This is a genomic window from Clostridioides sp. ZZV14-6009, from assembly GCF_020658095.1.
Taxonomy (GTDB): Bacteria; Bacillota; Clostridia; order Peptostreptococcales; family Peptostreptococcaceae; genus Clostridioides.
The window spans coordinates 49315-74873 of the sequence record NZ_JAGWDG010000012.1 but is presented as its reverse complement, the minus strand read 5'-3'; the positions used below and the strand labels follow the sequence as shown (position 1 = coordinate 74873).

The 25559-nt window shown below is 29.5% G+C and carries 24 protein-coding genes and 1 pseudogene; 24 read left to right on the top strand and 1 reads right to left on the bottom strand.

The genetic code is table 11. The annotated features are described in order from the left end of the window. Positions 1-74: 74 nt before the first annotated feature. From KGF36_RS14435 to KGF36_RS14375, 13 genes are all read left to right on the top strand, one after another. Positions 75-872 carry an MBL fold metallo-hydrolase gene (locus KGF36_RS14435; protein WP_227850635.1) on the top strand — a complete coding sequence of 266 codons (798 nt, stop codon included), beginning with the start codon at positions 75-77 and terminating at the stop codon, positions 870-872. A gap of 12 nt (positions 873-884) precedes the next feature. Continuing rightward, a complete protein-coding gene (locus KGF36_RS14430; protein ID WP_227839141.1) occupies positions 885-2987 on the top strand; it encodes an EAL domain-containing protein in 2103 nt (700 codons plus the stop codon). A gap of 68 nt (positions 2988-3055) precedes the next feature. After that, entirely contained in the window at positions 3056-3535 is a 480-nt protein-coding gene (rlmH, locus tag KGF36_RS14425) for a 23S rRNA (pseudouridine(1915)-N(3))-methyltransferase RlmH (protein ID WP_227842993.1), read from the top strand. Between the two features lie 240 nt (positions 3536-3775). Beyond that, on the top strand, positions 3776-4405 hold the full coding sequence (locus KGF36_RS14420; protein ID WP_227842994.1) for an alpha/beta fold hydrolase: 630 nt from the start codon (positions 3776-3778) through the stop codon (positions 4403-4405). A 304-nt stretch (positions 4406-4709) separates the two neighbouring features. Further along, entirely contained in the window at positions 4710-5021 is a 312-nt protein-coding gene (locus KGF36_RS14415) for a PTS sugar transporter subunit IIB (RefSeq protein ID WP_227828590.1), read from the top strand. Between the two features lie 47 nt (positions 5022-5068). After that, positions 5069-5386 carry a PTS lactose/cellobiose transporter subunit IIA gene (locus KGF36_RS14410; RefSeq protein WP_227828591.1) on the top strand — a complete coding sequence of 106 codons (318 nt, stop codon included), beginning with the start codon at positions 5069-5071 and terminating at the stop codon, positions 5384-5386. A 212-nt stretch (positions 5387-5598) separates the two neighbouring features. Next, entirely contained in the window at positions 5599-6300 is a 702-nt protein-coding gene (locus KGF36_RS14405; protein ID WP_227828592.1) for a GntR family transcriptional regulator, read from the top strand. Positions 6301-6524: 224 nt separating this feature from the next. Next, positions 6525-7826, top strand: a complete 1302-nt coding sequence (locus KGF36_RS14400; protein WP_227828593.1) for a PTS sugar transporter subunit IIC — start codon at positions 6525-6527, stop codon at positions 7824-7826. Positions 7827-7960: 134 nt separating this feature from the next. After that, positions 7961-9055 (top strand): MupG family TIM beta-alpha barrel fold protein, encoded by a 1095-nt coding sequence (locus tag KGF36_RS14395; RefSeq protein ID WP_227828594.1) that lies wholly within the window; start codon positions 7961-7963, stop codon positions 9053-9055. Between the two features lies 1 nt (position 9056). After that, entirely contained in the window at positions 9057-10190 is a 1134-nt protein-coding gene (locus KGF36_RS14390) for an amidohydrolase/deacetylase family metallohydrolase (protein WP_227828595.1), read from the top strand. 17 nt (positions 10191-10207) lie between these two features. Beyond that, positions 10208-11317 (top strand): DgaE family pyridoxal phosphate-dependent ammonia lyase, encoded by a 1110-nt coding sequence (locus tag KGF36_RS14385; RefSeq protein WP_227850636.1) that lies wholly within the window; start codon positions 10208-10210, stop codon positions 11315-11317. A 64-nt stretch (positions 11318-11381) separates the two neighbouring features. Next, positions 11382-12122, top strand: a complete 741-nt coding sequence (gene dagF / locus KGF36_RS14380; protein ID WP_227850637.1) for a 2-dehydro-3-deoxy-phosphogluconate aldolase — start codon at positions 11382-11384, stop codon at positions 12120-12122. Positions 12123-12126: 4 nt separating this feature from the next. Continuing rightward, on the top strand, positions 12127-13119 hold the full coding sequence (locus tag KGF36_RS14375) for a sugar kinase (protein ID WP_227828598.1): 993 nt from the start codon (positions 12127-12129) through the stop codon (positions 13117-13119). Positions 13120-13219: 100 nt separating this feature from the next. On the opposite strand, the gene KGF36_RS14370 is transcribed toward KGF36_RS14375, so the two are convergent. Then, the gene (locus KGF36_RS14370; protein ID WP_227828599.1) at positions 13220-14101 is read right to left on the bottom strand and encodes a LysR family transcriptional regulator; all 882 of its coding nucleotides are present in this window, start codon (positions 14099-14101) and stop codon (positions 13220-13222) included. Between the two features lie 272 nt (positions 14102-14373). Between KGF36_RS14370 and KGF36_RS14365 the strand changes: the two genes are divergently transcribed. The 11 genes and pseudogenes from KGF36_RS14365 (at position 14374) to KGF36_RS14320 (ending at position 25516) form a co-directional block, all read left to right on the top strand. Next, positions 14374-15762, top strand: a complete 1389-nt coding sequence (locus tag KGF36_RS14365) for an LVIVD repeat-containing protein (protein ID WP_227828600.1) — start codon at positions 14374-14376, stop codon at positions 15760-15762. Between the two features lie 26 nt (positions 15763-15788). Further along, positions 15789-16745 (top strand): flavodoxin family protein, encoded by a 957-nt coding sequence (locus KGF36_RS14360; RefSeq protein WP_227828601.1) that lies wholly within the window; start codon positions 15789-15791, stop codon positions 16743-16745. A 94-nt stretch (positions 16746-16839) separates the two neighbouring features. Further along, positions 16840-17352: a DUF1097 domain-containing protein gene (locus tag KGF36_RS14355; RefSeq protein ID WP_227828602.1), complete on the top strand. Its 513-nt coding sequence runs from the start codon at positions 16840-16842 to the stop codon at positions 17350-17352. A 31-nt stretch (positions 17353-17383) separates the two neighbouring features. Next, positions 17384-18238, top strand: a complete 855-nt coding sequence (locus tag KGF36_RS14350) for an acetyl-CoA hydrolase (protein ID WP_227828603.1) — start codon at positions 17384-17386, stop codon at positions 18236-18238. A 506-nt stretch (positions 18239-18744) separates the two neighbouring features. Next, positions 18745-18813: pseudogene (locus tag KGF36_RS20515) on the top strand (hypothetical protein); the annotation flags it as partial. A gap of 197 nt (positions 18814-19010) precedes the next feature. Further along, a complete protein-coding gene (locus tag KGF36_RS14345; RefSeq protein ID WP_227828604.1) occupies positions 19011-19808 on the top strand; it encodes a MerR family transcriptional regulator in 798 nt (265 codons plus the stop codon). A gap of 103 nt (positions 19809-19911) precedes the next feature. Beyond that, positions 19912-20736 carry a CPBP family intramembrane glutamic endopeptidase gene (locus KGF36_RS14340; protein WP_227828605.1) on the top strand — a complete coding sequence of 275 codons (825 nt, stop codon included), beginning with the start codon at positions 19912-19914 and terminating at the stop codon, positions 20734-20736. Between the two features lie 205 nt (positions 20737-20941). Next, positions 20942-21463, top strand: coding sequence for a cysteine hydrolase family protein (locus KGF36_RS14335; protein ID WP_227828606.1), 522 nt, complete (start codon positions 20942-20944; stop codon positions 21461-21463). Between the two features lie 369 nt (positions 21464-21832). Continuing rightward, positions 21833-23914 carry a BglG family transcription antiterminator gene (locus KGF36_RS14330; protein ID WP_227828607.1) on the top strand — a complete coding sequence of 694 codons (2082 nt, stop codon included), beginning with the start codon at positions 21833-21835 and terminating at the stop codon, positions 23912-23914. A gap of 15 nt (positions 23915-23929) precedes the next feature. Beyond that, complete coding sequence (locus KGF36_RS14325) at positions 23930-24217, top strand: PTS sugar transporter subunit IIB (protein ID WP_227828608.1); 288 nt, start codon at positions 23930-23932, stop codon at positions 24215-24217. A gap of 27 nt (positions 24218-24244) precedes the next feature. After that, positions 24245-25516 carry a PTS ascorbate transporter subunit IIC gene (locus tag KGF36_RS14320; RefSeq protein WP_227828609.1) on the top strand — a complete coding sequence of 424 codons (1272 nt, stop codon included), beginning with the start codon at positions 24245-24247 and terminating at the stop codon, positions 25514-25516. Positions 25517-25559: the final 43 nt, after the last annotated feature.

Here is a 25559-nt window from a genome sequence, read left to right as displayed (position 1 = left end):
GAGTATTAAATTTTATTTAATACTCTGTTTTTTTGGTATAATATAATTTATAAGGCAGAAAAAGAGGTGAAATAATGCTAAAGTATTGTTCAGTAGGAAGTGGTAGTAGTGGAAATTGCCACTATATAGGATATAAAAATACTAATATACTAGTAGATGCAGGATTAAGTGGAAAGAGAATAACTACAGGTCTTAAAGACATTGGAGTAGATTCAGATAAATTAAAAGGGATATTTATAACTCATGAGCATATTGACCATATAAAAGGGGCAGGGATATTATCAAGAAAGTTTGATATACCAGTGTTTGCTAATATAAAGACATGGTGTTCTATGAAAGACAAGCTTGGTAATATTAAGGATAAAAATATGAAGGTCTTTGAAAATGATAAAACTTATTCATTAGGAGATGTTATAGTAAGGCCTTTTTCGATAGAACATGATGCAGCTGACCCAGTTGGATATAATTTCTATACAGAAAACGATGAAAAAATGTCTATAGCTACTGATATAGGGTGTATAACTGAAAATATAAAAAAACATCTATATAAATCTAAATTAGTGGTATTAGAATCAAATTATGACCCTAATATGCTTATGATGGGTTCATATACATATGCTTTAAAGAAAAGGGTAATGTCAAATACTGGACATTTATCTAATGAAGATGCAGCAAATTTCTGTGTTGAACTTATTGATAAAGGTACAGAATCTATATTATTAGCACATTTAAGTAAAGAAAATAATTTTCCAGAATTGGCATATGAAACTTCAAAAGGAGTATTAGCATCAAATGATATAGTAGTTGGGCAGGATGTAAAACTAGATGTATTATCACGTAATGATGTTTCTAATGTTTATAAGATGAAGTAGAGGTGAATAACTTTGCTAAAAAGAAATTTCGAAAATGTTGAGGATAATAAAATCTTATATTCTATAAAGCAAGGGATGATTTTAGCAATACCTGCTATTATGACTGGTTCAATTGCTCTTGTTATTTTGAATCTTCCAATAAAAATTTATCAAGAATATATAGCAAGTTTATTTAATGGTGAAATTTCAAATATTCTTACATTTATAAATGATTCTACTTTAGGAATTATCTCATTGATAATATTGTTGACAATAAGTTATAGCTATGGAAAAATCTATGGGAGCAAGTATACAGTACTTGTTCCTATCGTTGCAATGTGTTCTTTTTTAGTGTTTTCACATGGTAATGAACTGGATTCTTATGTGGAAATATTTAAAACAAAGTGGTTGTTTACAGCTATTATTGTTTCCATAACGTCTTCTATATTATTTGTAAAGCTCACAGAATCGTTTATTACAAGTGTAAAATTTCATACAGAAGGGGCAGATGCTGATTTTAATATGGTTGTTTCAGCAATAATTCCCTTCATAATTGTAGTATTTTTATTTTCTATTTTGCGTGTAATAGTAATAAATCTAATTGGAAGTTCGAATTTTCAAGATATATTTTATAATTTATTCTCAAATATATTTAAGAGTATGGGAAGAAACCTTATGAGTGCTTTGCTGTTTATATTTCTAATGCATTTTATGTGGTTCTTTGGTATTCATGGGAGCAACGTACTTGATACAGTTGCAAAAAATTTATTTGAAAATGGAATGGCAATTAACATAAATTTAGTTAACAATAATCAATTACCAACAGAAATTTTTACTAAGACTTTTTTTGATACAATGGTTTTATTGGGTGGATGTGGAGCTTTGTTATGTTTAGTAATTGCCATTTTTCTTAGTGAGAAGCGTATAAATGTAAGGAAGCTGGCTAAAATTGCTTCAATACCAGCTCTTTTTAATATAAATGAAATGTTAGTTTTTGGGATTCCGATTGTTTTTAACTATATTATGTTCATACCTTTTATAATTACACCTATAATTCTAACAATTACAAGTTATGTAGCTATGGCTACAGGGCTTGTACCTTGTACAGTTTCTGCTGTAGAGTGGACATCACCGATATTTTTAAGTGGATATATGGCTACGGACTCAATAAGAGGAAGTTTGTTGCAATTGTTTAATTTGTGTGTAGGAGTTATGATTTATATTCCATTTATAAAGATGTCACAAAATAGATATATTTACATGTTCAAAAATAATATAGAAAACTTAACAAATTTAGTAAAGAAGTGTGAATTAACAGGAGAACAACCAAATATTTTAAATCACAGTGGAAAAATAGGTTCAATCTCAAAAATGCTAGCATCGGATTTAAAGTTTGCTATGAAAAAGGAAGAAATAGAGCTTTTTTACCAACCGCAAGTTAATTATGATGGAAATGTTGTAGGGGCAGAGGGATTACTTAGATGGAGACATTCAATAGGGGGATTTATTTATCCACCACTTGTTATACTTTTAGCTAAAGAAGAAGGTTTTTTAGATGAACTTGGAGAGTATATTATTAATAAAGCTTGTATTGATTTAAAGAAAAGTGAAAGCTTACTAATAAATCCTATTAAATTTTCTGTAAATATATCTCCAGACCAACTTAATGACCCTAATTTGCCAGAGCAAATAAAAAATATAATTGAAAATAAGAATATCAATCCTAATATGCTTGGCATAGAAATCACGGAGCAAGTTGCACTGTCAGGCTCCCAGATAATCATTGAACGTATAAATGCGATACATGACTTAGGAATAAAGCTTATTATGGATGATTTTGGAATGGGACATAGTTCTCTTATATACCTTCAAAATAATAATTTTGATATAGTTAAGTTAGATGGCTCTCTTGTTAAAGAGATACTTATAAACAAAAGAAGTAGTGAAATCATAATGTCTATTGTAAATCTTTCAAAAAACCTAGATTTTGATATAATCGTGGAGTATGTTGAAAATTTAAATCAGAGAGATAAGTTGTATGGCCTAGGATGTGAAATATATCAAGGATATTATTATAGTAAAGCTATACCTTTTGAGGAGTTTATAGATTATGCAAATCGAGCACTTGCTAAATAACTTTTCTAATGATTTGTAAGTTATATTAGTATATAAATTTGTAATAAGATTAAGTTTAGGAGAAGTATATGAATATAAGTATAGTTGTAGTAGGTAAAATTAAAGAAAAATATTTAAAGTTAGGTATTGATGAATTTAGAAAGAGACTTTCTAAGTATTGTAAGTTGGAAATTATAGAGCTAGATGATGAAAAAGCTCCAGAAAATTTAAGTGCCAAGGAAATGGAAATTATAAAAGATAAAGAAGGAAAGAGAATTTTAGGGAAGATAAAGCATAATAGTTATGTTATAGCTTTGGCTATTGATGGAAAGAATTTGTCTTCTGAAGAACTTGCTAAGACCATGAGTGATTTAGCAGTTAGAGGAAATAGTAGTATCTGTTTTATAATAGGAGGTTCTTTAGGACTTTCTGATGAGGTCTTAGCTAGGGCTGATTATAGATTGTCTTTTTCTAGGATGACTTTTCCTCATCAGATGATGAGATTGATATTGTTAGAGCAGATTTATAGGGCTTATAGAATAAATAATGGAGAACCGTATCATAAGTAAGTAATACGGTTTTATTTTTTATATGTGAAATGATATACAGTTACTTATAATAAAATTTGTATTTAATTTGATAAAAATAGGTAGCTCTAAAGCATTTACATAGAAAGTTGTATAGTTACAACCTATAATTTATTTTTTTATAAAAGGGGGGAGTTTGAATAACTAATATCCAATAGCAAAATATTAAATTATTAATAAAATATAACAACGAATTATAAATTGGTAGAAAGGAAGTATATAATGCAGTATGTATTAATTCATGGTCTTGGACAAAATTCATCAAGTTGGGATAAAGTAATTTCTTATATGAGAGGACAAGAGAGGCTTATATGTCCAGAATTATCTTTATTTCTAAGAGAGGGAGATGTAACGTATTCGAATCTATATCAATCCTTTTCACAGTATTGTGATGATTTTTCGGAACCTTTAAACCTATGTGGACTTTCATTGGGGGGAGTTCTTGCATTAAATTATGCGATAGATAATCCTTCAAAAGTTAAATCCTTGATATTGATAGCGACACAATATGAAATGCCAAAAGTATTACTCAAACTTCAAAATATTATTTTTAGATTTATACCTCAGAAATCTTTTAAGGGTATGGGACTTAGAAAGAAAGATTTTATTGAATTAATAAATTCAATGATGAATTTAAATTTTAGTGAAAATCTAAAAAATATTTCATGCCCTGTGTTGGTTATATGTGGAGAAAAAGATAAAGCAAATAAAAAAGCTACAAGTAATATAGCTAAAGGTATAATAAAATCAGAAATTCAATTTGTGAAAAATGCTGGACATGAGGTAAATACCGATTCACCAAAAGAATTAGCAAAAATAATCAGATTCTTTTATTGTAAACAAAAACTATAATAATACAAATTACTAAATAGATTTGATACAACTGAACCAAATAAATATAAGATACATAAAATTCAATTTAAAGAGGTGTTTTTTTAGATGGTATGATTTATACTTCTATATAAATTTTGTGAGTTGATTGTTGATGGTGAGCCGTATCACAAATAAGTGATACGGTTTTTTCAGTTTAGCAATTAATAATATTAAAATAATAAAAAAGTATTGAAAGTATATTACATTTGAGGTAGAATTAAATAAAATATTATAACATTATAATGTTTAAGTTGATTGTTAATAAAAATTTGGAGGTAAATATATGATAAAAATAATGTTGGCGTGTTCAGCGGGAATGTCTACAAGTTTATTAGTTACTAAGATGGAAGATGCAGCTAAAGAAAGCGGTATAGAGTCACAAATTTGGGCAATACCAGAATCAAATATACAAAATGAAATAGAAAAATGTGATGTTTTATTATTAGGGCCACAAGTTAGATATGTATTGTCTAAGGCTCAGGAAATAGCTAAGCCACATAATATACCAGTAGAGGTTATAAATATGATGCACTATGGTACAGTTAATGGAAAAGCTGTTTTAGATAGAGCAATAGAACTTAACAACGCTAAGTAATAGAAAATATAACGTATTTTTAATATATAAATTGGGAGAATCAAGGGATGGACGAAAAGATTATAGAGATTTCTTTTGGTATAATAGGCTATGCAGGTGAAGGTAAAGGATTAGCTTTTGAGGCAATACAAGAAGCTAAAAATGGAAACATAGAAAAAGCAAAAGAATTATTAAAAGAGTCTAAGGAAGTTATAAATAAGGCGCATAGATACCAAACAGAATTAATACAAAATGAAGCTAGTGGGAATAAGACTGAAATGAGTGTTATACTTGTACATGCACAAGATCACTTAATGAATGGTATGAATTTTCAACAGTTAGCTGAGGAAATAGTTGACTTACATTTGAGGTTACAAGATAAATAAAAATTAAAGAGAATAAAATGAAAGAGTTCTAAAAATATAAATTATGTACTGCACACCAATCGTTAGAATGTTGGTTCAATAATTGAAGTGTAGTACACTAAGTTTATTTTGAGGACTCTTTTTATATTGAGTTTAAAGTCAATGTATATTTACTATTAATAGTATAAGATTATATGTTATAATATTATAACATATAATTTAAGAGGTGAATCATGTTAAAAAATCAACCATTATATATACAAGTCGTAGAGATATTAAAGCAAAAAATATTAAATAATGAATATAAAATCGATGAAAATATTCCAACAGAAAGAGAGTTAGAGCAAGAGTTTGGGGTTAGTAAAATTACTGTTAGAAAAGCTATTGAGATATTAGAATCAGAAGGATATGTAGAGAAAAAGAGTGGAAAAGGGACAAAAGTAATAAGCAATAGTCTTTTTAATAAGCTATCTAAGGCAGATTCTTTTTCAAGCATACTTTTATCTAAAGGTCATAAGTTATCTAAAGAGACTATTTCAATTGAAAAAATTATAAATGATACAAACTCACAAGTATTTAGTATATTTGGAGAAAAATGTAGCAAGATTACTAGAATGTATTACTTGGATAGTAAACCATATATATATTTTACTCATTATATACCTTTTGACGAAAATCTAACTGTTGAAAGTTTTAATAATGAAAGTTCTTTATATATGTATTTATATAGGAGAGATATAAATATAACTAGGTTTGAAGATGAATTTTTTATAGAAGAATCAGAACTGGAAGTATCAAAGGCTCTAAATCTAGAAAAAGACACATTACTTGGAAGAAAGAGAAAGACCTATGATGAGAATGATAGTATCGTTGAGTTATCATTTGCAAGATACAATACAGAAGTACAAAATTATGTAATTAAATATGAAATATAATATAATAAAAATCCTGAGTTTATTAAAATGATAATATGCTCAGGATTTTATTTTATAAAAATAAATAAGATTATAACATTATGATGTTTACAATTAAAGATTATAATGTTATAATCTTATTAATCAAATAAGTGATATTATCAATTGCATAAAAATTAGTTTTCATCATGAAATCGTTATTGTGTTGTAAATAAAGGGGAATATCACTAATATAGGGGGGAACTATGGAAAAATTCGCAAGTTTTTTAGAGCGTAAGATTATGCCTGTAGCAGCGAAGATAAGCAATCAAAGACATATGAGAGCTGTAAGAGCAGGTATAATAGCAACATTACCACTAACGATAGTGGGATCATTTTTTACAATATTATTAAACATACCTATTGATGCTTATATGGATTTTATAGCTCCATTCAGAGAAACGTTAGATATACCGTTTAGATATACTGTAGGATTTTTATCTCTATACGCTACTTTTGGAATAGCGTCGTCACTTGCTAAAAGTTATAATCTAGACACAACAGGTGTTGGGATGCTTGCAGTTATGGCATTTTTAGTTTCTACAATAGTTCCAACTCAAGTAGTTGAACCAGTAGGGGGAGTTATAGAAGCTGGTAGATGGATGGATATGGCGAAACTTAATTCACCATCATTATTTGGAGCAATCGTAACATCATTAATTACAGTTGAGATATATCGTTTCATGAAGGAAAAGAATATTACAATTAAGATGCCAGCAGGGGTGCCACTAGAGGTTTCAAACTCATTTACTGCATTATTACCAACAGCAGTAGTACTAATGTTATTCTGGGTAATAAGACATATATTAGGATTTGATATAAGTTCAGCACTAAGTGCTATGTTATCACCTTTAAAAGGATTCTTATCAGGAAATAGTTTAGGTGGTGGAATACTAACAGTATTCTTAATAACAGTATTCTGGGTACTTGGAATACATGGTCCAGCTATAATGGGTCCAGTAATAAGACCTATATGGGATATGTCTATAGCAGAAAATATAACTGCATTCACAGAAGGAGTATCAGCTCATGCAATGCCAAATATATTTACAGAACAATTTTTACAATGGTATGTATGGATAGGAGGAGCAGGAGCTACTCTTGCATTAGTTGTAATGTTTATGTTTTCTAAGTCAAAATACCTAAAAAGTTTAGGCAGATTAGGATTTTTACCAGGATTATTTAACATAAATGAACCTATAATATTTGGAGCACCAATAGTTATGAATCCAATACTAGGAATACCATTTATAATTGGGCCTATAATAATGACAGTTCTATCGTATGTTCTTACTATTACAGGTATTATACCTATGATGGTAGCAAGATTACCATTTGCAATGCCAGCACCAATAGCAGCAGTAATGAGTACTAACTGGAGTATAATGGCAGGTATCTTAGTATTAATCAACTTTGCGATATCATTTGTTGTTTATTATCCATTCTTCAAGGTTTTTGAAAAGCAACAATTACAAAGAGAGCAAAAAGAAATGAGTGAAAGTTTATAAAAATACATATAATAGAAGTTTTGTACTGTATATAATATAGAAAAAACTTACAAATTATTAAAGGTGAAGGTAGGAGGAATTATCTTCACTTTTATTTTATATATCAAAAAAAGTGTAATTTTAGGAGGAGAAAGATGGAAAGAAGATTAGGAATATCAGTATATCCAGAGCATAGTAATATGGAAGATGATAAGACATATATAAAAATGGCTTCAAAGTATGGATTTAAAAGAATATTTATGTGTATGCTTTCAATTACAAGACCAAAGGAAGAGGTTAAAAAACATTTTAAAGAGATTATAACTTATTCAAGAGACTTAGGATTTGAAGTAATCCTTGATATAGCTCCAAATATATTTGATATATTAGAAATATCTTATGATGATTTAACATTTTTTAATGAGTTAAGTGCTAGTGGAATAAGACTTGACTATGGATATGATGGAAGTAAAGAAGCTATGATTTCTTTCAATCCATATGATTTAAAAGTAGAGCTAAATATGAGTAATGATGTAGCGTACTTAGATAATATAATTACTTACAAGCCAAATGTAAATAATATATATGGTTGTCACAATTTTTATCCTCAAAGGGGTACAGGCTTGCCATATGATTTCTTTGTAAGATGTTCAAATAGATTTAAAAAGTATGGAATAAGAACTGCCGCTTTTGTTAATTCAAAATACGCAACAATAGGACCTTGGAATATAAATGATGGACTGTGCACACTTGAAATGCATAGAAATTTAGATATAGCTACAGCAACTAAGCACTTATTCGCAACTGGTTTGATTGATGATGTTATTGTAGGAAATGCATATGCAAGTGAAGATGAATTAAAAAGAATGTCTGAAGTAAATAAATATCAAGTTGTATTTAGTGTAGTAGCTGAGGAAAAAACTTCTGAAGTAGAAAAAACAATAATAGTAAATGAGCAACACTTTAGAAGAGGGGACATAACTAATCAGGTAGCAAGATCTACAGAGGTAAGAAAAAAATATGCTAAAGAAAATTTCCCTAAACATGATAATACGGGCATCTTTAAAAGAGGAGATGTAGTGATTGGTAATGATGACTTTGGAAAGTATAAAGGGGAATTACAGTTGATACTTCAAGATTGTGAAGATGAAAGAAAAAATAAGGTTGCCAGAATAACAGAAGATGAAATAATACTTTTGGACTTTATTGAACCTTGGAGTAAATTTAAGCTTGTTTTAGAGGGAGAGTAAAGTGAAGATAGACATATTAATCAAAGGTGGAAAAACAGTAGATAAAAGTATAATTGATATAGCTATATTAGATGATAAAATAATAGAAGTAAAAAATCAGATAGATGATTCTAAGTATCAGGCAAACCAAATTATAAACCTAGACGGAAAGACATTTATTAGCGCAGGGTGGATAGATATACATACACACTGCTACGAAAGGTTAGAGATTTATAAAGATTATCCTGATGAGGTTGGAATAAAAAGTGGAGTTACTACTGTAGTAGATACAGGGACAACAGGTGCTTTAGATATAGAGAAATTTTATGAGGATACTAAAAAGTACAAAACAAACGTGTATGCTTTAATAAATATTGCTAAGCAGGGAATAACATCTCAAGATGAACTTTCAAATATGATGAACATTGATGAGGATGAACTTAAAAATGCAGTTAAAAAATATAAAGATTTTGTTGTTGGAATCAAAGCTAGAATGAGTAAAAGTGTTGTAATTTCAAATGGAATTGAACCTTTGAAGTTAGCTAAAAGAATTAAAAAAGAACTTAATCTACCTATGATGGTTCACTTTGGAAGCTCTCCTCCAACTATAGAGGATATATTAGGTTATATGGAAAAAGGAGATATATTAACTCATATATATAATGGAAAACCAAATGGAATATTAAAAGGTAATAAGATTAAAGAGGAAATTATAGAAGCTAGAGAAAGAGGTATAATCCTTGATGTAGGTCATGGAACAGAAAGTTTTAGTATGGATGTTGCAATGAAAGCTAAGGATGTGGGACTTTTTCCAGATACCATAAGTACAGATATATATATTAAAAATAGAATAAATGGTCCAGTATATAGCTTATCTACAACAATGGAAAAGTTTATATATATGGGTTACTCACTTGAAGATATAATAAATAAGGTTACTAAAAATGCAGCAAATGCAATAAACTTGAAAAATAAAGGTTTAATAAAAGAAGGATATGATGCTGATTTAACTATATTTGACGTGGTGAATGAAGAAAAAGAACTTCAAGATTCTTTGAATAAGTCAGTAATCACAAATACGTCCATAAAGCCAAGAGCGGTAGTAATTAATGGAGAGTATTTGAATATAGGTGAGTCTACAAAGGAGAATGAATAGGAAGGAGAGAATATTGTATGAGTAGTGTATTTGAAAAGTACTCTGTAAGACGTGTTATAAATGCCTCAGGTAAGATGACTATACTAGGGGTGTCAACATTAGATAAGGAAGTTATTGAAGCAATAGGTGAAGGGTGTAAAAATTTCTTTATAATAGAAGAGCTTGTAAATAAAACAGGTGAATATATAGCAAATTTATTAGAGTGTGAAAGTTCAGTAATAGTTTCTAGTGCATCTGCTGGAATTGCACAGAGTGTAGGTGCAATGATAGCAAGGGATGATATGAGTTTAGTTTACAATATAAATAATCCTAAAAAGCAAGTTAAAAGGGAAATAATAATTCCAAAAGGGCATAATGTTGACTATGGAATCCCAGTAGAAACAATGATAAGACTTGGAGGAGGAGAAGTTGTTGAGGCTGGCTATGCTAATATGTGCAACAAGGAACATATAAGAAGAGAGATAAATGACAATACAGCGGCAATTATGTATATTAAATCTCATCATTGTGTTCAAAAGAGTATGCTAAGTGTATTAGATGCAGTACAAGTTGCCAAAGAATACAATTTACCTTTAATAGTAGATGCAGCGGCAGAGGAAGATTTAAAAGTATACTATGAACTAGGAGCAGATTTAGTGATATACAGTGGCGCAAAGGCTATAGAGGGACCTAGTTCAGGGTTAGTAATAGGTAAGAAAAAATATATAGATAATGTAAAGCTTCAATCAAAGGGTATTGGAAGAGCTATGAAAATAGGAAAAGAAAATATAGTAGGTTTAACATGTGCAATTGAGAGATATATAAATAATGATAAAGTAACTTTAAAAGAAATGGAGGATAAGCTAAATCCATTTATAGACAAGATAAATACTCTAAATGGGATAAGTGCTAATATAACTAGAGATTCAGCGGGCAGAGAAATACTGCGTGGAGAAATTAATTTTAATGAAGATATAATAAATAAATCAATACAACAAATTATAAATGAGCTTAGAGGTGGAGAGATATCCATATACACTAGAGATTATAAGGCTAATGAAGGCAAGATAGAGGTTGATATAAGAAGTGTAAGTAAAGATGATTTAGATATTATTTATAATAGAATAAAAGAGATAATAGAAAAATAGAAAATAAGGTAAATAAAACGATAATGACTTATTAAATTAAATTTTACTAGAAGAGGGGATTAATATGAATTGTACACCAAAATATTATAAAGATAGAGTTTGTTTAAATGTTCTTGCAGGGAACATAAAAAATGCTAAAGAAGTATATGATGCTTGCGATGGGCATGTATTAGTAGGAGTACTATCGAAGAATTATAGTACTATAGAAGAAGCTATTAAAGATATGAAAAAGTACTCAAAGGAAATAGATAATGCAGTATCTGTAGGACTTGGAGCTGGAGACCCAAATCAATCAAATATGGTATCTCAAATTTCTAAAGAGCTTCAACCACAACATATAAACCAAGTATTTACAGGTATAGCTACATCTAGAGCATTACTTGGTCAAGACAATAGCATAATAAATGGATTAGTTTCTCCAACTGGTAAGCCAGGATTTGTAAAGATATCTACAGGTCCATTAAGCTCAAAGGAGGAAGATGGTATAGTTCCTATAGAGACAGCTATAGCTATGATGAAGGATATGGGAGGAAGTTCAGTTAAGTTTTTCCCAATGGGAGGGCTTAAAACAAAAGATGAATATATAGAAGTTGCAAAAGCTTGCGCAAAGCATGACTTTTATCTAGAGCCAACAGGAGGTATAGACTTAGATAACTTCAAAGAGATAGTTCAAATTGCACTTGATAATGGTGTAGAAAAAGTTATACCTCATGTTTATACATCAATAATTGATAAAGAAACAGGTTGTACAAAAGTAGAAGATATAAAAACACTTTACAAAATAATAAAAGAATTATTGGGGTAGATTTATGAATATATTAGCTTTTGGTGAAATAATGATGAGACTTTCAGTACCTGATTATAAGTTTTTAACACAAACAGACCAATTAAATTATGTAATTACAGGTACAGGGTTAAATATATTATCTGGACTTCAAAATTTTGGATACAATACCTATATGTTAACAAAGTTGCCTAATAACAATGTAGGTAAAGCATCAAGTGCAAACATAAGAAAGCTTGGAGTAAAAGATGATTTTATTACATATGGAGGAAATCATATAGGAGTATATTTTCTTGAGACTGGATATGGAGAAAGGCCTTCAGAAGTGACTTATTTAAATAGGCTAAATAGTTCATTTTGCGAGAGTAGGCTACAAGAATATGATATTGATAATTGTCTAGAAGGAATAGATGTAGTCCACATATGTGGGATTGCTATGCAACTTACAGATTCAGTTAAAGAGATTGCTTTAGAACTAGCTAAAAAGTCTTATGAAAAGGGGATAAAAGTATTCTTTGATTTTAATTTTAGACAATCGCTAAATCCAGACAAGACTTATGATAATTTAGTAGATGATTATAAAAAAATACTACCATATTGCCATGGATTATTTGCTAGCTATAGAGATATAAATAAAATACTTAATATAGACGCTCTAGATATAAAATCGAGTTCAGAATTGATTAAAAAAGAGTATGATATAGAAATTGTGGCTGGAACTATGAGAAGATTTGATGATATGAACAATAGATTTATAAAGGGATATATATCAAATAATGATGGCTATTTTGAAAGTAAGGAATATAAGTTAGAAATATATGACAGAGTTGGTGCTGGAGATGGATATGTAGCAGGAATTATATATTCATATTTGGAAAAGATGAGCAATGAAGATATAGTTGAGTTCGGGGTTGCTAGTTCAGTGCTAGCCCATACAACTTATGGGGATAATTCTTTAGTAAGTACGAATCACGTATTTAGACTTATGAACAATGAAAAATTAGATATATTGAGATAGTATTAATAATGAATGAAAAATTAAATAATAAGTAGATAGAAAATAGCATTAACCATAGAAAGATGGTTAATGCTATTTTTATAGTTAATATTAATTAATTTTATATTATAGAAATAAATTTTTCTAATGCTGGATTTGTATTGTTTTTATTCCATACAACTACAACTTCTATTCTATTTTGTACTTCATTTATGGGTACAATTGCAATATCCTGCTTTATCATAGTATCTACAACACAAAATGAAGGTAAAATGGATATACCCATATTAGAGGCAACTAATGATTCAATAGTATTAAGATCATTTGAACGTTGCACAACATTAGGTACAAATCCCGCTTCACGATATCTATTTTGTATCATGGACTTCTGCCCATATTCATCGCCTGTTTCCTTTACAAAAATAAACTTCTCATGTTGTAGCTCAATTAAATCAATATAATCCTCATTGCAAAGTGGATGACCAGGGGGTAAAAGAGCTACCAAAGAATATCTTTCTACAGTTTTATATTCAAAATCTTTTAATGGTTGATTTTCTGGATTAATAACAAAGGCAAGATCCATAAAATTATTTTTCACTAAGTTTAAAAGTTCAGTTATCTCGTTAGTACAAATTTCCATAGATATATTAGGGTATGTATTAGAAAATTCTTTTAAATATTGTTGAAATTTGTTTTTTTCATATCCTATTAAGATTCCAATACTCAAAGTTCCAAAAGAACCATGTGCAAATTGTTGTGTTTTTTCAATAGCATCATTGATATTTTTTATTATAGTACGTGCCTCAGATAAAAAAACTTTTCCAGCTGGGGTTAGTTCAACATGTCGTTTACTTCTTGTAAATAGAGTTACATTTATTTTTTCTTCTAAAGCTTTTATTTGTTGTGTAATAGCAGTTTGGGAAATATAAAACTTTTCTGCTGTTTTGGTAAAACTTAGATTTTCTGCTACAGATATAAAATATTCTAATTGTTTAGTATTCAAATAATCACCCCTATTTAAACTTGATTGTTTGTAAACATTGTTTATATATAATTAAAACTTATTATAGTATAAGAAAATTTACTTTTAAAGAATATTGGAAAATATTTGTATAAAAATATATGTTTTAAACATATCTTTATACTAGATTTTATAAACTTATTAATAAGAATAACTTATATATTCCCATGAAAACGATATTGGATTTAAGTAAGTTTGTCCCATAAAATGAAAGTATACCAATTAATAATATTTTAAATGAGAAAGGAGAAAAAATGGAGGATAAATTTTACGCAAAAGGAAAAGGAAATAACGGATATGTTAAAAACCTTGAAGTTTGTTCCTTTAATGACTTAGATGGAACTTGTGGAATGTTTCAAATGGCTCTGTACAAAAGAGATGAAAAATACTATTTATATGGATGTTGTTTTGGAGGAAGCAAAAAAAATGGAGTAATGATTAGTGATGTTACAGATCCTTATAATCCACACTTTATAAAACATTTTCAAATGTTAGATCCAAAAGAGTACCCTACAACAACAACTCCAAAAATTCAAATAGCAGATGATTTAATGATAGTAGCTATGAGCTGTGGAAGTGGACCAGGAGCACTTGTTGACCAAGCTAAATTAGCAAGTATTAAGTGCGAAGCAGGAATTAGAATATATAGTTTAAAAGAAGACCCTTTAAATCCTAAGTTTTTAGGATACTGGGATTGTGGATTAAAGCATGTAATGGGTGTCCATAGATTTATGTATAATGGTGGAAGATATGTCCATTTATCAAGTGATTGTGTTGGTTTTGAAGGTTTGATTTATAGAGTCATAGATATAATAGATCCAACTAATCCAGTGGAAATAGGTAAGTGGTGGAGACCAGACCAATATGCAGATGGATATCCAAATAGAACTTTTGATCCAGGGGCAGCTCATTGTCCAGAATTTATGGATAAAGGATGGCTTCATGGACCTCCATTTGTAAGAGATGGAAAAGCATATTGTGGTTATGGTGGAGCAGGTTTAGTTGTACTAGATGTTGAGGATTTAACAAGACCAAGATGTTTAGGTGAATTACCATTTATGCCTGCATTTTCTAGTAGACTTGCAGGAGCAAGAACTCATACAGCACTACCATTACCAGAAAGAGATTTAGTTGTTGTGCAAAATGAGGGAGAACGTTTCCAATTTTTTAAGCCAGAGAATATTACAGATGTTCAAGCCATGAATAATATACATATGGTTGATGTTAGTAATCCAACAAGACCAACATTAATTGCTCAATTCCCATATCCTGAAGTACCGAAGGATTTCCCATATCCTAACTTTAATGTTGCAGGGCTAGGAAAACCAGGGCCATTTGGACCACATAACCTTCATGAGCCAATGGATAATAAACCATGGCTAGAGCAAAGAGGAGATAGAGTATATTGTTGTTATTTCCATGCAGGATTAAGGGTTTATGATGTATCAGATCCATATTACATCAAAGAGTTAGCATATTTTATACCACCAAATCCAAATAAAACACCAGAAGAATCTTATTTCCCAGGATTCCCTGGACCACGCTTGGCAGTAACAGAAGATCTTATTGTTGATGATAGAGGTTACATCATCATAGATGCCTTAGATGATGGATTCTATATATTAAAAATGAAAGAATATTAATAAATGCTAAAGAGGGAGAGTTGAAAATGAAAATACTAGGTATTTCTTTTGGAACAAAAAATGGAAATAATGACACAATGTGTAAAGTGGCACTTAAAGGTGCTCAAGAAGCAGGAGCTGGAGTAGAATTTATTCAAATGTCATCTCTTAACATTAAACATTGTACTGGATGTTGTGCATGTGTTAAGAATTTATTATCTGGAAAAGGTAGTATGTGTGTATTAAAGGATGATTTTGAATGGTTACTTGACAAAATGAAAGGTGCAGATGGGATAGTAGTTTCAGACCCTATCTTTGAAGAAGGAGCATCAGGATTATTCCATACTATAATGGATCGTTTTGGACCAAGAGCAGATAGAGGAAATAATATTATAGGAACAAAAGTTGCAGAAGCTACAGGAGGAAAAATTCCAGACCCAAGAATGCTTAATGATAAAGTAATATCATTCATGGGAATAGGAGGATCAGACTGGGGTACAAGAGTTCAATGTGAGCATGCTATGCTAGCCTTAATACCAATGTGGAAAGTTATAGATAATGCTTGGTTCCCATGGGCAAAGGAATTAGTAATGGATGACTCAAAACTTGCTCAAGTTCATCAAATAGGTTTAAACATAGTTGAAGCAGCAAAAGATTTTGACAAAGCTTTATACCAAGGAGAAGAAGGAGTCTGTCCACATTGTAATAATAGATTATTCTATCTTGAGCCAGGTACTAAAAAATCAATATGTGCTCTATGTGGTATAGTTGGAGAATTAGATACTGCAAGTGGAAAAACTGTATTTAGTTTCCAAGAAGAACAATTAGGTCATGCTCATGATACTTTAGCAGGCAAGTTTATACATGGTGATGATATTAAGAAAATGGAAGGCCATTATGCAGAAGTTCGTAAAACACCAGAATTTAAAGAAAGAAAAACAGCTTACAATTTTATAGAACCATCAACAAAAGAAAAGCATGTTGAACTTTCATTAGGAGAATAATTAAAATTTATAGTATCTATGATTGCAAATCCAATAGCAATGAGGTTGGTGGGAATGAGGCAAGCTATAGAAGCTATTAATTATAATATAGGAAATGGATAGAAAGAAAAAAGAAATATTAACACTAGCTATAGGGATTGCTTTACTACCTCCTTTATGGGCAGTGTTAGCACCTTATATAGGAATAAAAACTGGAGCTGTAGCACTTATTTGTGCAGGACTATATGTAACAAATGGTAATAAACGAAAAGATGGATTAAAAATAATGTTCGGTTTTTGGTGTGGAGATTTATGGGCAGTTTTGGCCATTTTAATTATGGAGTGTATGAATTTCAATCCAAACCTAGAATTATTTTTAACTCTTAGTATATTAGGATTTTTTGCAGTTATAATTGCATCTTTATTTGAAAAAATAATATTCCTACCAGCATGGCTTTGTGGTTGGGCCATAGGTCTAACTATTATGACAGGTGAAAGTATTATTAACTTACAAGGTCTTTATATTCAAATTGCTGTGGCTATGGTAGTAGGAGTGTGGTATGTAGGAGCAGGTGTAGATTTATTTACTATGTGTATTTTGAAGAAAGATAAAAAAACGGGAAATTGAAAGCATGTGAATATAATTTGATTATAGGAGAATGTTTATGGGATTTGAATTTAAAATAATGAGAAGTTTAATATATGTAGGACTTGCTAAGGAAGAGTATAGACCTAAATTAATGGACTGGTTATATCGCTACCATATTCCAGATAGTATTAGTAATTTTGGACCATATTGTACTAAATATGCTTTTTATCAAGCGTATCCTACACCAGATGAAGGCGAACGTTTTGGTGTACGTAAGATGCAATTAACAGAGCACTATTGGATTGTAGATGAACATATGCCTGAAATGGCAAATAGAATTATGACAGAATACATGCCTATGGATGTTCTCCGTTGGCAAGGGTGTATACCAGATGTGGAGAATAAAAAAGTTCATGAGAATGCAGAAAGTGGAGATGCAGGACGTGCAGTAGGTGGGGATAACGGATGTCCACCATTTATATTTGCTTTTGTTCCAATAAACTGGGAAGAAGATTTTAGAGGAAAAGGGCGTACTGTACAAGATGGACCAAACTATCGCTGGCAATTTATGATTAAGTATCCAGATGGCATTTCTAAAGAAGAAGGAGAAAAATGGTTCTATGATGAAGTAGTTCCATACTTTACAAACTGCTGTTATGTTAATCGTTTTGTAAGTAGTAAAATTATGATTAACTATGGAGCAACTGCCTTTGATCGTGTAGTAGAACTATGGTTTGAAGGAGAAGAAGAATGGTATAAAGCTGTGGTTGAAGGGACAAAATCATTTATCAAAAAGCCAGAATGGGCACAAGAAGAAGAGTTCCCATATTTAAAGCCGCAATTTAATATTGCATCAGTATTCTTAGGCGATATAGCAACTATGGATGCATATTCACAGTATCGTGGATATATTCCAATGAGATAAAAGTTATAATTCATAACAAGCAAGTGGTGCACAATGACTATTATAGGCATCCGGTTTAGCCATAGTATCTCAAGTAAGTGGTGTGGCAATTGAAGTTGGACAATATGTATCAGCAAGTACAATAGCTACAAGTTGTTGGATTGATTTCAATTTTTAGGTGATATTCTTAATTATTCAACATTTATAGTAATGGTTATAGCTGTTATATGTAGTTTTATATTTATATTGATGATAAATAAGGCTAATAAATATGAAATAACAGCATTAGAATAAATTGATAATATTTGTTAAAAAAGAATTTAGAGTGTATTTAAAGATTAAGATGTTCCCTTTATGGTAGACAGTTGAAATAATAAAACTGTTAGAATAAAGGGAATATTTTTATGTCTAGGAAATCTTTTGAAATAAAAATTAAATATGTGCAAGAATATATTGTAAGTAAAGTATTATTATTAGAAATATGTAGACAAGATAATATTTATAACTTATCATATTAACAAGTTTACACTTGGCTTAGGAAATATAAAGCTAATGGACAAGAATCTCTTACTGATAATAGAGGTAAAAATAGATAAATACTCAGTTAAAAATGTACTAGAATTATTAGATGAGAAATGGTGTACTCATGTTTTGGAGAAATAAAAAGAGTAATTCCAAAGATTAAGAAATACTAAGCTGATTTTGACAATTCGAGATTTAGAAGATGCTGGAATTGTTAATAGGAAGCAATTTAATGAACATAAAGAGCATATATCAATAATAGGAGAATACAATGTATACAATTGGACAAGTATCTAAATTTTTAGGTATATCTAGAGATACACTAAAATTTTATGAAGACAAGGGATTAGTAAAACCTAAGAAAAATGATGAAAATGGATATAGAAAATATAATCAGTTTGATATATATGATATTACAACGATAAATTTTTATAGAGAAATTGATATCGAAATTAAAAAGATTCAAGAAATAATGAAAAGCAAGAGTATAAATAATTTAGAGCTTTTGCTAGAAGAGAAAGAACAAATCATATTGGAAGAAATAGAATATAAAAAGCTTCTTTTAAAAAAGATTCAGTTAATTAAAGAAGACTGTGACAAAATTAAAAAATATTTTGGGAAATACGCAATAAAAGAAATGAAACCTTTAGAAGTAAAGGGTAGAATAAAAAGTGTTACTGAATATGATGAATATGAAACTTTAAGAGAGAATACAGAAAGTCTAAAAAAAGCAGTTACATTAACTGCTTTAAGAAGAGTAATAAGTTTTAGTCAAGAAGGCATAACAGGAGAGAAGTTTATAATTGTAAAAGAAATAGAGGGCTTTGACAAAAACATAGAAGGTGAAGTTCTCGCTCATCCAAATTGCATTTATACTATTATTGAAGATGGAAGATGGTCAACTGGAGGAGAAAATATTGATGATAAGGTGGAAGACCGATTAAGAAAAATAGCAATAGAAAATGGATATGACTTACTTGGAATAGTCTATGTTAACATATTGCTTACTACTTACGAAGAAGGGCTTGAACGCATATTTTTAGAAATATATGCACCTATAAAAAAATAATATAAAAAACATTGACCTGAGACTTACTCATAGGTTTAAACTCATTGTATAAGCAATTATAACTTATATAGCAGTTAAATATTAATTTGAAATGAGGGTTCTTATGAGAGTAGAGAAAACATTAAAAAGACCTATAGTAAGTTTTATTATTTTAACAAATATAATTTTCTTACCACTTTTTTTATTAGCATTAGCAACTAGAATGTTAAAACTTCCAACAGTGGTATCTGACATTACTTTGTGTATATCAGCCTGGTCATCAACTTTTGCATTTATGATATTATTTAAAAAAATTTACCCAGATGAAAAATTTCTAGTATATGTAAAAGATAGATTTAGAAATAAATTTAAATTTTCAATAGTATCTATAGTAATTAGTATACAAGTTTTAATAGCTATAGTAGTTATACTTATATTAACATCTAAAAATCATGGAATAATGCCTAGCTTCACAGTTTCATCATGGGGAGCGTTTATATATTTATTCTTAAAAAATTTATTTGCAGGTCCATTAGGTGAGGAATTAGGTTGGATAGGATTTGTTCAAAGTGAACTTCAGAAAAAACATTCTACTTTAAAAGCATCAATAATAGTAGGGTTTTGGTGGGGGATGTGGCATTTACCAATATGGTTTACAACAGGATTTACAGGGATTGATTTAATAAAATATATTATATTTTTTATGATTGCGATTATATCAACTAGTATTATAGTGGCAACTTTTTATAATTTAAATAAAACTTTGTTAGTATCTATTATAATACATCAACTATTTAATTTTCTAATTGGGATAATTAGTGGAAGTTTAATAGAACTTATAAAATACTATGCAATATTATATTTGGTATTTGCAATTGTATTGATAGCTATAAATCCAAGAAATGCACTATATAAAAAGTTTTCTAAAAACACAACACAAACTCTTTAAGAGTGTAAGGGAGAATCATGTCATAAATGAGTGCTATGATTCTCCCTTACTTATTAATTAATTTTAAGTGAAAAATATTTGTAAGCATTCTCTTAAATCTGATTCTATTTTTAGTAGGTTTTTTATAAATAAAAAATTTATAGGATATTATTTACTGTTATGATAAAGTATAAAGAAATTGTTTTAGGAACCTGGAGGAATAGATATGGTTTTATTGGTTGTTGATACACAAAAACTAATAACAAATGAAAAGTTGTATAATTTTCATGGATTTGTAGCAAACGTAGAGAATTTAATTGATACAGCAAGAAAAAATAATATAGAAGTAATATACATACGTCATGATGATGGGGCTGAAAATGAATTAACTAAGGGTAATGATGGTTTTGAAATATATGAAAAATTTAAACCATGTAATGAAGAAAAAATATTTGATAAAGAAGTAAATAGTTCTTTTAAGAGAACAGGTTTATTAGAATACTTAACAAATAAGAGCGAAAAAGATGTAATTGTCACTGGACTTCAAACAGATTACTGTATTGATGCCACTATAAAATGTGGATTTGAGCATGGATTTAATATAATAGTTCCAGCTTATGCAAATACAACTGTTGGCAATTCATTTATGTCAGCAGAACAATCATATAAATACTACAATGAATTTATATGGAATGGAAGATATGCAGAGTGTATTTCTTTAGAAGAAACACTTAAAAGAATGAAATAGATAAGTATATACTACTATATAAGAAAGAAAATTTAGCTAAATAAGGCACATTAATTTGAATTGATGTGCCATTTTAGGTGTAATAATTTATGTAAAATTGATGTGATTTTTATTTCTTTAAATCTAATTTTTCTTGAGTTCCTTTATTTAAGAAACTCTTTTTTTATGTATTTTATGTATAGAATATATACTTGTATTATAGTTTGTATTTTAGATAAGTTTAATTTTTGTCTTAATCTAAAACAAAAGTTAGACTTAAATGAAATTGAAAAGGCTAAAATTATCAAATAAAATAAATATTGTGGAGGTGATGAAAATCCAGCGATAATATAAAGACTAATCTTAATAAGAAAGTAGGGATTAATAGAAGTGGACAAAGAAATTGTATCAATTCTTCAGATTTTATTAAATAGCACATTGATTACAGCTGATGAACTACAAGAAGAATCTAATGCATCAAAAAGGCAAATTACTTATAGAATAAATAAAATCAATGACATACTTAAAGTAAAAAAAGTACCACTTATATATTTAAGAGCTGATAAAGATATTATTGTTAAAAAAGATACAAAAGATGCAATTAAAGAAATCCTAGAAAAAAACTATTCTAAGAATACTTACTACTTTAGCAAAACAGAAAGAATTTTATATATGTATTTAATGCTTTTTATTAATCTGGAGGATATTTCAATTAATCATTTTATAGATTCTATAAAAGTAAGTAGGTCTACTGTAAATCTTGATTTTAAAGGTTTGATACCAGGGCTTGAGAAAAAGAACATTAAAGTTAAGAACAATCGTATAAACGGATATTACTTAGTCGGGAATGAGATGGAAATTAGAAGAGTACTTATTAAAAACATTATAGAAACGCTATCTAATGAGAAAAGTTCAAGAGTATTTGATATTTTTATTGAAGAGTATAAGTTAGATAGTTTTGAAGAAGCTAAAAAAATTATATTAAAGCTTGTAAAAAAATATGAAATTACTTTTGTTGAAGATAGATTAATAGAGTTCATATATATCTTTATCTTTCTAAAAGCAAGAATGTATTCAAATAGAATAGTTATTCAAGAAAATATAGATATTCCTAATATTGCAGTCATGAGTTCGATGAAGGAATACAAATTTGCTAGGGAACTATTAGAAGTATATGAGAGTAAAGAGAAGATAAAATCTCATAATATAATGTATATTAGTGCTTGGATTTTAGGTATATCAGTAGGAAATGATGAAGAAGATACAGAAGATAGAGCTGTTATTTCAAAAATTGTAAATAAAATGATGACAAAGTTTGGATATTTAAGTGGAGTTTATTATATAAGCCAAGAAAAAATATTTAAGAGACTATATTCTCATTTTAGACCAGCCTATTACAGACTTTTATTTAAATTGCCTATTTATAATCCAATTTGTGAAAAGGTAAAAGAAGAATATAGATTAGTTTACAGAATTGTGAGTAATGCAATGAAAGAGTTTTGTGGGCTATTTGGAGAAGACATTCAAGAAGAGGAATTAGCGTATTTAACTATGCATTTTGCAACCCTTTTCTCAGATAAAAAAGAGTTTGATGGACCTAGAAAAAGGAGAGCATTGATAGTTTGTTCAAATGGTGTTGGTAGTTCAGCTATTTTACATGCAGAACTGACAAGCTTGTTCCCTGATTTGCATTTTCTACCAATATTAGAATCCTCTGAGTTGGAAAATATCAGTGAATCTGTAGACATTGTGTTTACTACTAATTATAAGGCAGAGGGTTTAAAAACAGACGTTCCAGTAATTAAAGTTAGTCCTGTTATGACCCCAAAAGAAAAATATAAGGTTACACGTGAAGTGTACATTCAATTGGGTGATATTTTTTTAAGGCAACCTAAAATAGATGAGGTTATGGATATAATAAAAAAATATGCAAAAGTAACTTCTGAGAGTATGCTTTCAAGTGAGTTATTAGCTTATTTTACACAGATAGAAAATTTTACGTCTAAGGAAGGAGAAGGACCTATGCTAAGTGACATTACTAATGAAACACTAATAAAACTAAGGATAAAAGCTAAAGATTGGGAGGAGGCTATTAGACAGTCAGCTTCTGTCTTAGTTGAAAATAATAAAGTAACTGAAGACTATGTCGATGCTATGGTTAACTCAGCAAAGGCATCTGGACCATACATAGTAATTACAAAACATGTGGCGCTTCCACATGCTAGGCCAGAATCAGGGTCAAAAGAAATTGCAATAGGGATTGCTACTTTAGAAAATCCTATTGAGTTTGGAAATGATGATAATGACCCTGTAAAATATGTATTTTGCTTAAGTGCAATAGATAATAATAGTCATTTACGTGCTATGTCTGAGTTAGTTGAATTATTGGAAGAAGAGGAATTCTTTAGAGTTTTAGATAATGCTAAGGAAGCCAATGAAATTATTGATTTTATAAAAAAACACGAATTATAAAAGGGGGATTTAATTATGTATAAAATTTTAATCGCATGTAGAGCAGGAGTTGGCTCAAGTTTGATGTTAAAAATAAAGACTCAACAAATTATTAAGGAAAATAATTTTCCAATTGAAGTAGAGCATGGTTCATTAGACTCATTAAATGGATTCAATGGAGATGCTGTAGAAACATTAATTGATGTTGCTGAAGAGTTAAAAAATAAAGATTTGAAATTTGATATAATTGGAATTCACAACATTGTTGACCGTAATGAAATTAAAACGGCATTAGAAAAATTTCTTGCATCCAAAGAAAAATAAAATTTAATAGAATAAGGAGGGCTATTTATGGAGTTTATTATTAGTTTATTGAGTACACCAGCTGTTTTACTTGGTGTAGTTGCATTTATAGGATTGATTCTTCAAAAGAAACCAGCTGTTGAAGTATTTACTGGAGCTTCAAAAACACTTATAGGTTTCTTGATATTTGGTATTGGTGCTTCAGCTATGACTGGAGCATTACAGAACTTCAATAAATTATTCCAACAAGGTTTTGGAATTACAGGTGTTATAGCTTCACCAGAAGCAGCTACTGCACTTGCACAAGGTACATATGGTTTTGCAGTTTCATGTACATTGATTCTTGGATTTATATTAAACTTAGTTTTTGCACGTATTACAAGATTCAAAAATATTTTCTTTACAACAGGTCATAGTTTATTCTTTTCTTGTGTATTAGTTTTGATTATGAAAGCACATGGATTCGATAATACAATTACTATTTTAGTAGGTGGTACTATCTTAGGATTTATGTCTGCTGCATTACCTCAATTCTGTCAACCATTTATGCGTGAACTAACAGGTGGGGATGAACAAGCTATTGGTCACTTCAACATGATTGGCTATGGTTTATCAGGTTATATTGGTCGTTTATTTTCAAAGCATAAAGAAGAAACAACAGAAACGATTAAATTTCCTAAGTGGTTATCAATATTCAGAGATTTCTTAATGGGTCTGTCTATAGTTATGCTAATCTTATTCTATGTAGCAACATTAAAAGCTGGTCACGCATTTACTCAGGAACTTGCTGGCTCAACACACTGGTTGGTGTTCCCTCCTATAGAAGCATTTACATTCGTAGCTGGTATGTCAATATTAATGTCAGGTGTTCGTATGTTCTTGGCTGAAATAACTGCAGCATTCGTAATTATTTCAGAAAAATATATTCCAGGTTCACGTCCTGCATTAGATGTACCAACAGTATTTCCATACGCACCAAATGCAGTTATTATCGGATTTATTTCAGCATATGCTGCTGGTCTATTAGCAATTGTTATTATGGCATCACTTCCTAATATATTCCCTGTAGTAATTATTCCAGCCGCTCATATATGTTTCTTTTCAGGTGGTACAGCTGCAGTATTTGGTAATGCATCAGGTGGATGGAGAGGAGCTATTGTCGGCTCATTCGTTGTAGGATTATTTCTTGCATTCTTACCAGTTATACTATATCCAGTTTATGGGACACTTGGTATAGAAGGTGCAACTTTCCCTAACATTGATTATAACGTGGTTGGTTCAATATTACATAATATTTTACAATTTATAAAACCTATCTAAGACATATTAATATTATACAAGGACAATAGGTATTACCATTATA

Excerpts from the sequence above, each read along its gene's own strand:
- KGF36_RS14350 (WP_227828603.1), top strand. The coding sequence starts at position 17,384 with ATGTTTATGGGATTTGAATTTAAAATAATGAGAAGTTTAATATATGTA.
- KGF36_RS14415 (WP_227828590.1), top strand. The coding sequence starts at position 4,710 with ATGATAAAAATAATGTTGGCGTGTTCAGCGGGAATGTCTACAAGTTTA.
- KGF36_RS14360 (WP_227828601.1), top strand. The coding sequence starts at position 15,789 with ATGAAAATACTAGGTATTTCTTTTGGAACAAAAAATGGAAATAATGAC.
- KGF36_RS14325 (WP_227828608.1), top strand. The coding sequence starts at position 23,930 with ATGTATAAAATTTTAATCGCATGTAGAGCAGGAGTTGGCTCAAGTTTG.
- KGF36_RS14410 (WP_227828591.1), top strand. The coding sequence starts at position 5,069 with ATGGACGAAAAGATTATAGAGATTTCTTTTGGTATAATAGGCTATGCA.
- KGF36_RS14435 (WP_227850635.1), top strand. The coding sequence starts at position 75 with ATGCTAAAGTATTGTTCAGTAGGAAGTGGTAGTAGTGGAAATTGCCAC.
- KGF36_RS14335 (WP_227828606.1), top strand. The coding sequence starts at position 20,942 with ATGGTTTTATTGGTTGTTGATACACAAAAACTAATAACAAATGAAAAG.
- KGF36_RS14320 (WP_227828609.1), top strand. The coding sequence starts at position 24,245 with ATGGAGTTTATTATTAGTTTATTGAGTACACCAGCTGTTTTACTTGGT.
- KGF36_RS14365 (WP_227828600.1), top strand. The coding sequence starts at position 14,374 with ATGGAGGATAAATTTTACGCAAAAGGAAAAGGAAATAACGGATATGTT.
- KGF36_RS14340 (WP_227828605.1), top strand. The coding sequence starts at position 19,912 with ATGAGAGTAGAGAAAACATTAAAAAGACCTATAGTAAGTTTTATTATT.
- KGF36_RS14400 (WP_227828593.1), top strand. The coding sequence starts at position 6,525 with ATGGAAAAATTCGCAAGTTTTTTAGAGCGTAAGATTATGCCTGTAGCA.
- KGF36_RS14355 (WP_227828602.1), top strand. The coding sequence starts at position 16,840 with ATGGATAGAAAGAAAAAAGAAATATTAACACTAGCTATAGGGATTGCT.
- KGF36_RS14405 (WP_227828592.1), top strand. The coding sequence starts at position 5,599 with ATGTTAAAAAATCAACCATTATATATACAAGTCGTAGAGATATTAAAG.
- dagF (WP_227850637.1), top strand. The coding sequence starts at position 11,382 with ATGAATTGTACACCAAAATATTATAAAGATAGAGTTTGTTTAAATGTT.
- rlmH (WP_227842993.1), top strand. The coding sequence starts at position 3,056 with ATGAATATAAGTATAGTTGTAGTAGGTAAAATTAAAGAAAAATATTTA.
- KGF36_RS14385 (WP_227850636.1), top strand. The coding sequence starts at position 10,208 with ATGAGTAGTGTATTTGAAAAGTACTCTGTAAGACGTGTTATAAATGCC.
- KGF36_RS14345 (WP_227828604.1), top strand. The coding sequence starts at position 19,011 with ATGTATACAATTGGACAAGTATCTAAATTTTTAGGTATATCTAGAGAT.
- KGF36_RS14375 (WP_227828598.1), top strand. The coding sequence starts at position 12,127 with ATGAATATATTAGCTTTTGGTGAAATAATGATGAGACTTTCAGTACCT.
- KGF36_RS14395 (WP_227828594.1), top strand. The coding sequence starts at position 7,961 with ATGGAAAGAAGATTAGGAATATCAGTATATCCAGAGCATAGTAATATG.
- KGF36_RS14420 (WP_227842994.1), top strand. The coding sequence starts at position 3,776 with ATGCAGTATGTATTAATTCATGGTCTTGGACAAAATTCATCAAGTTGG.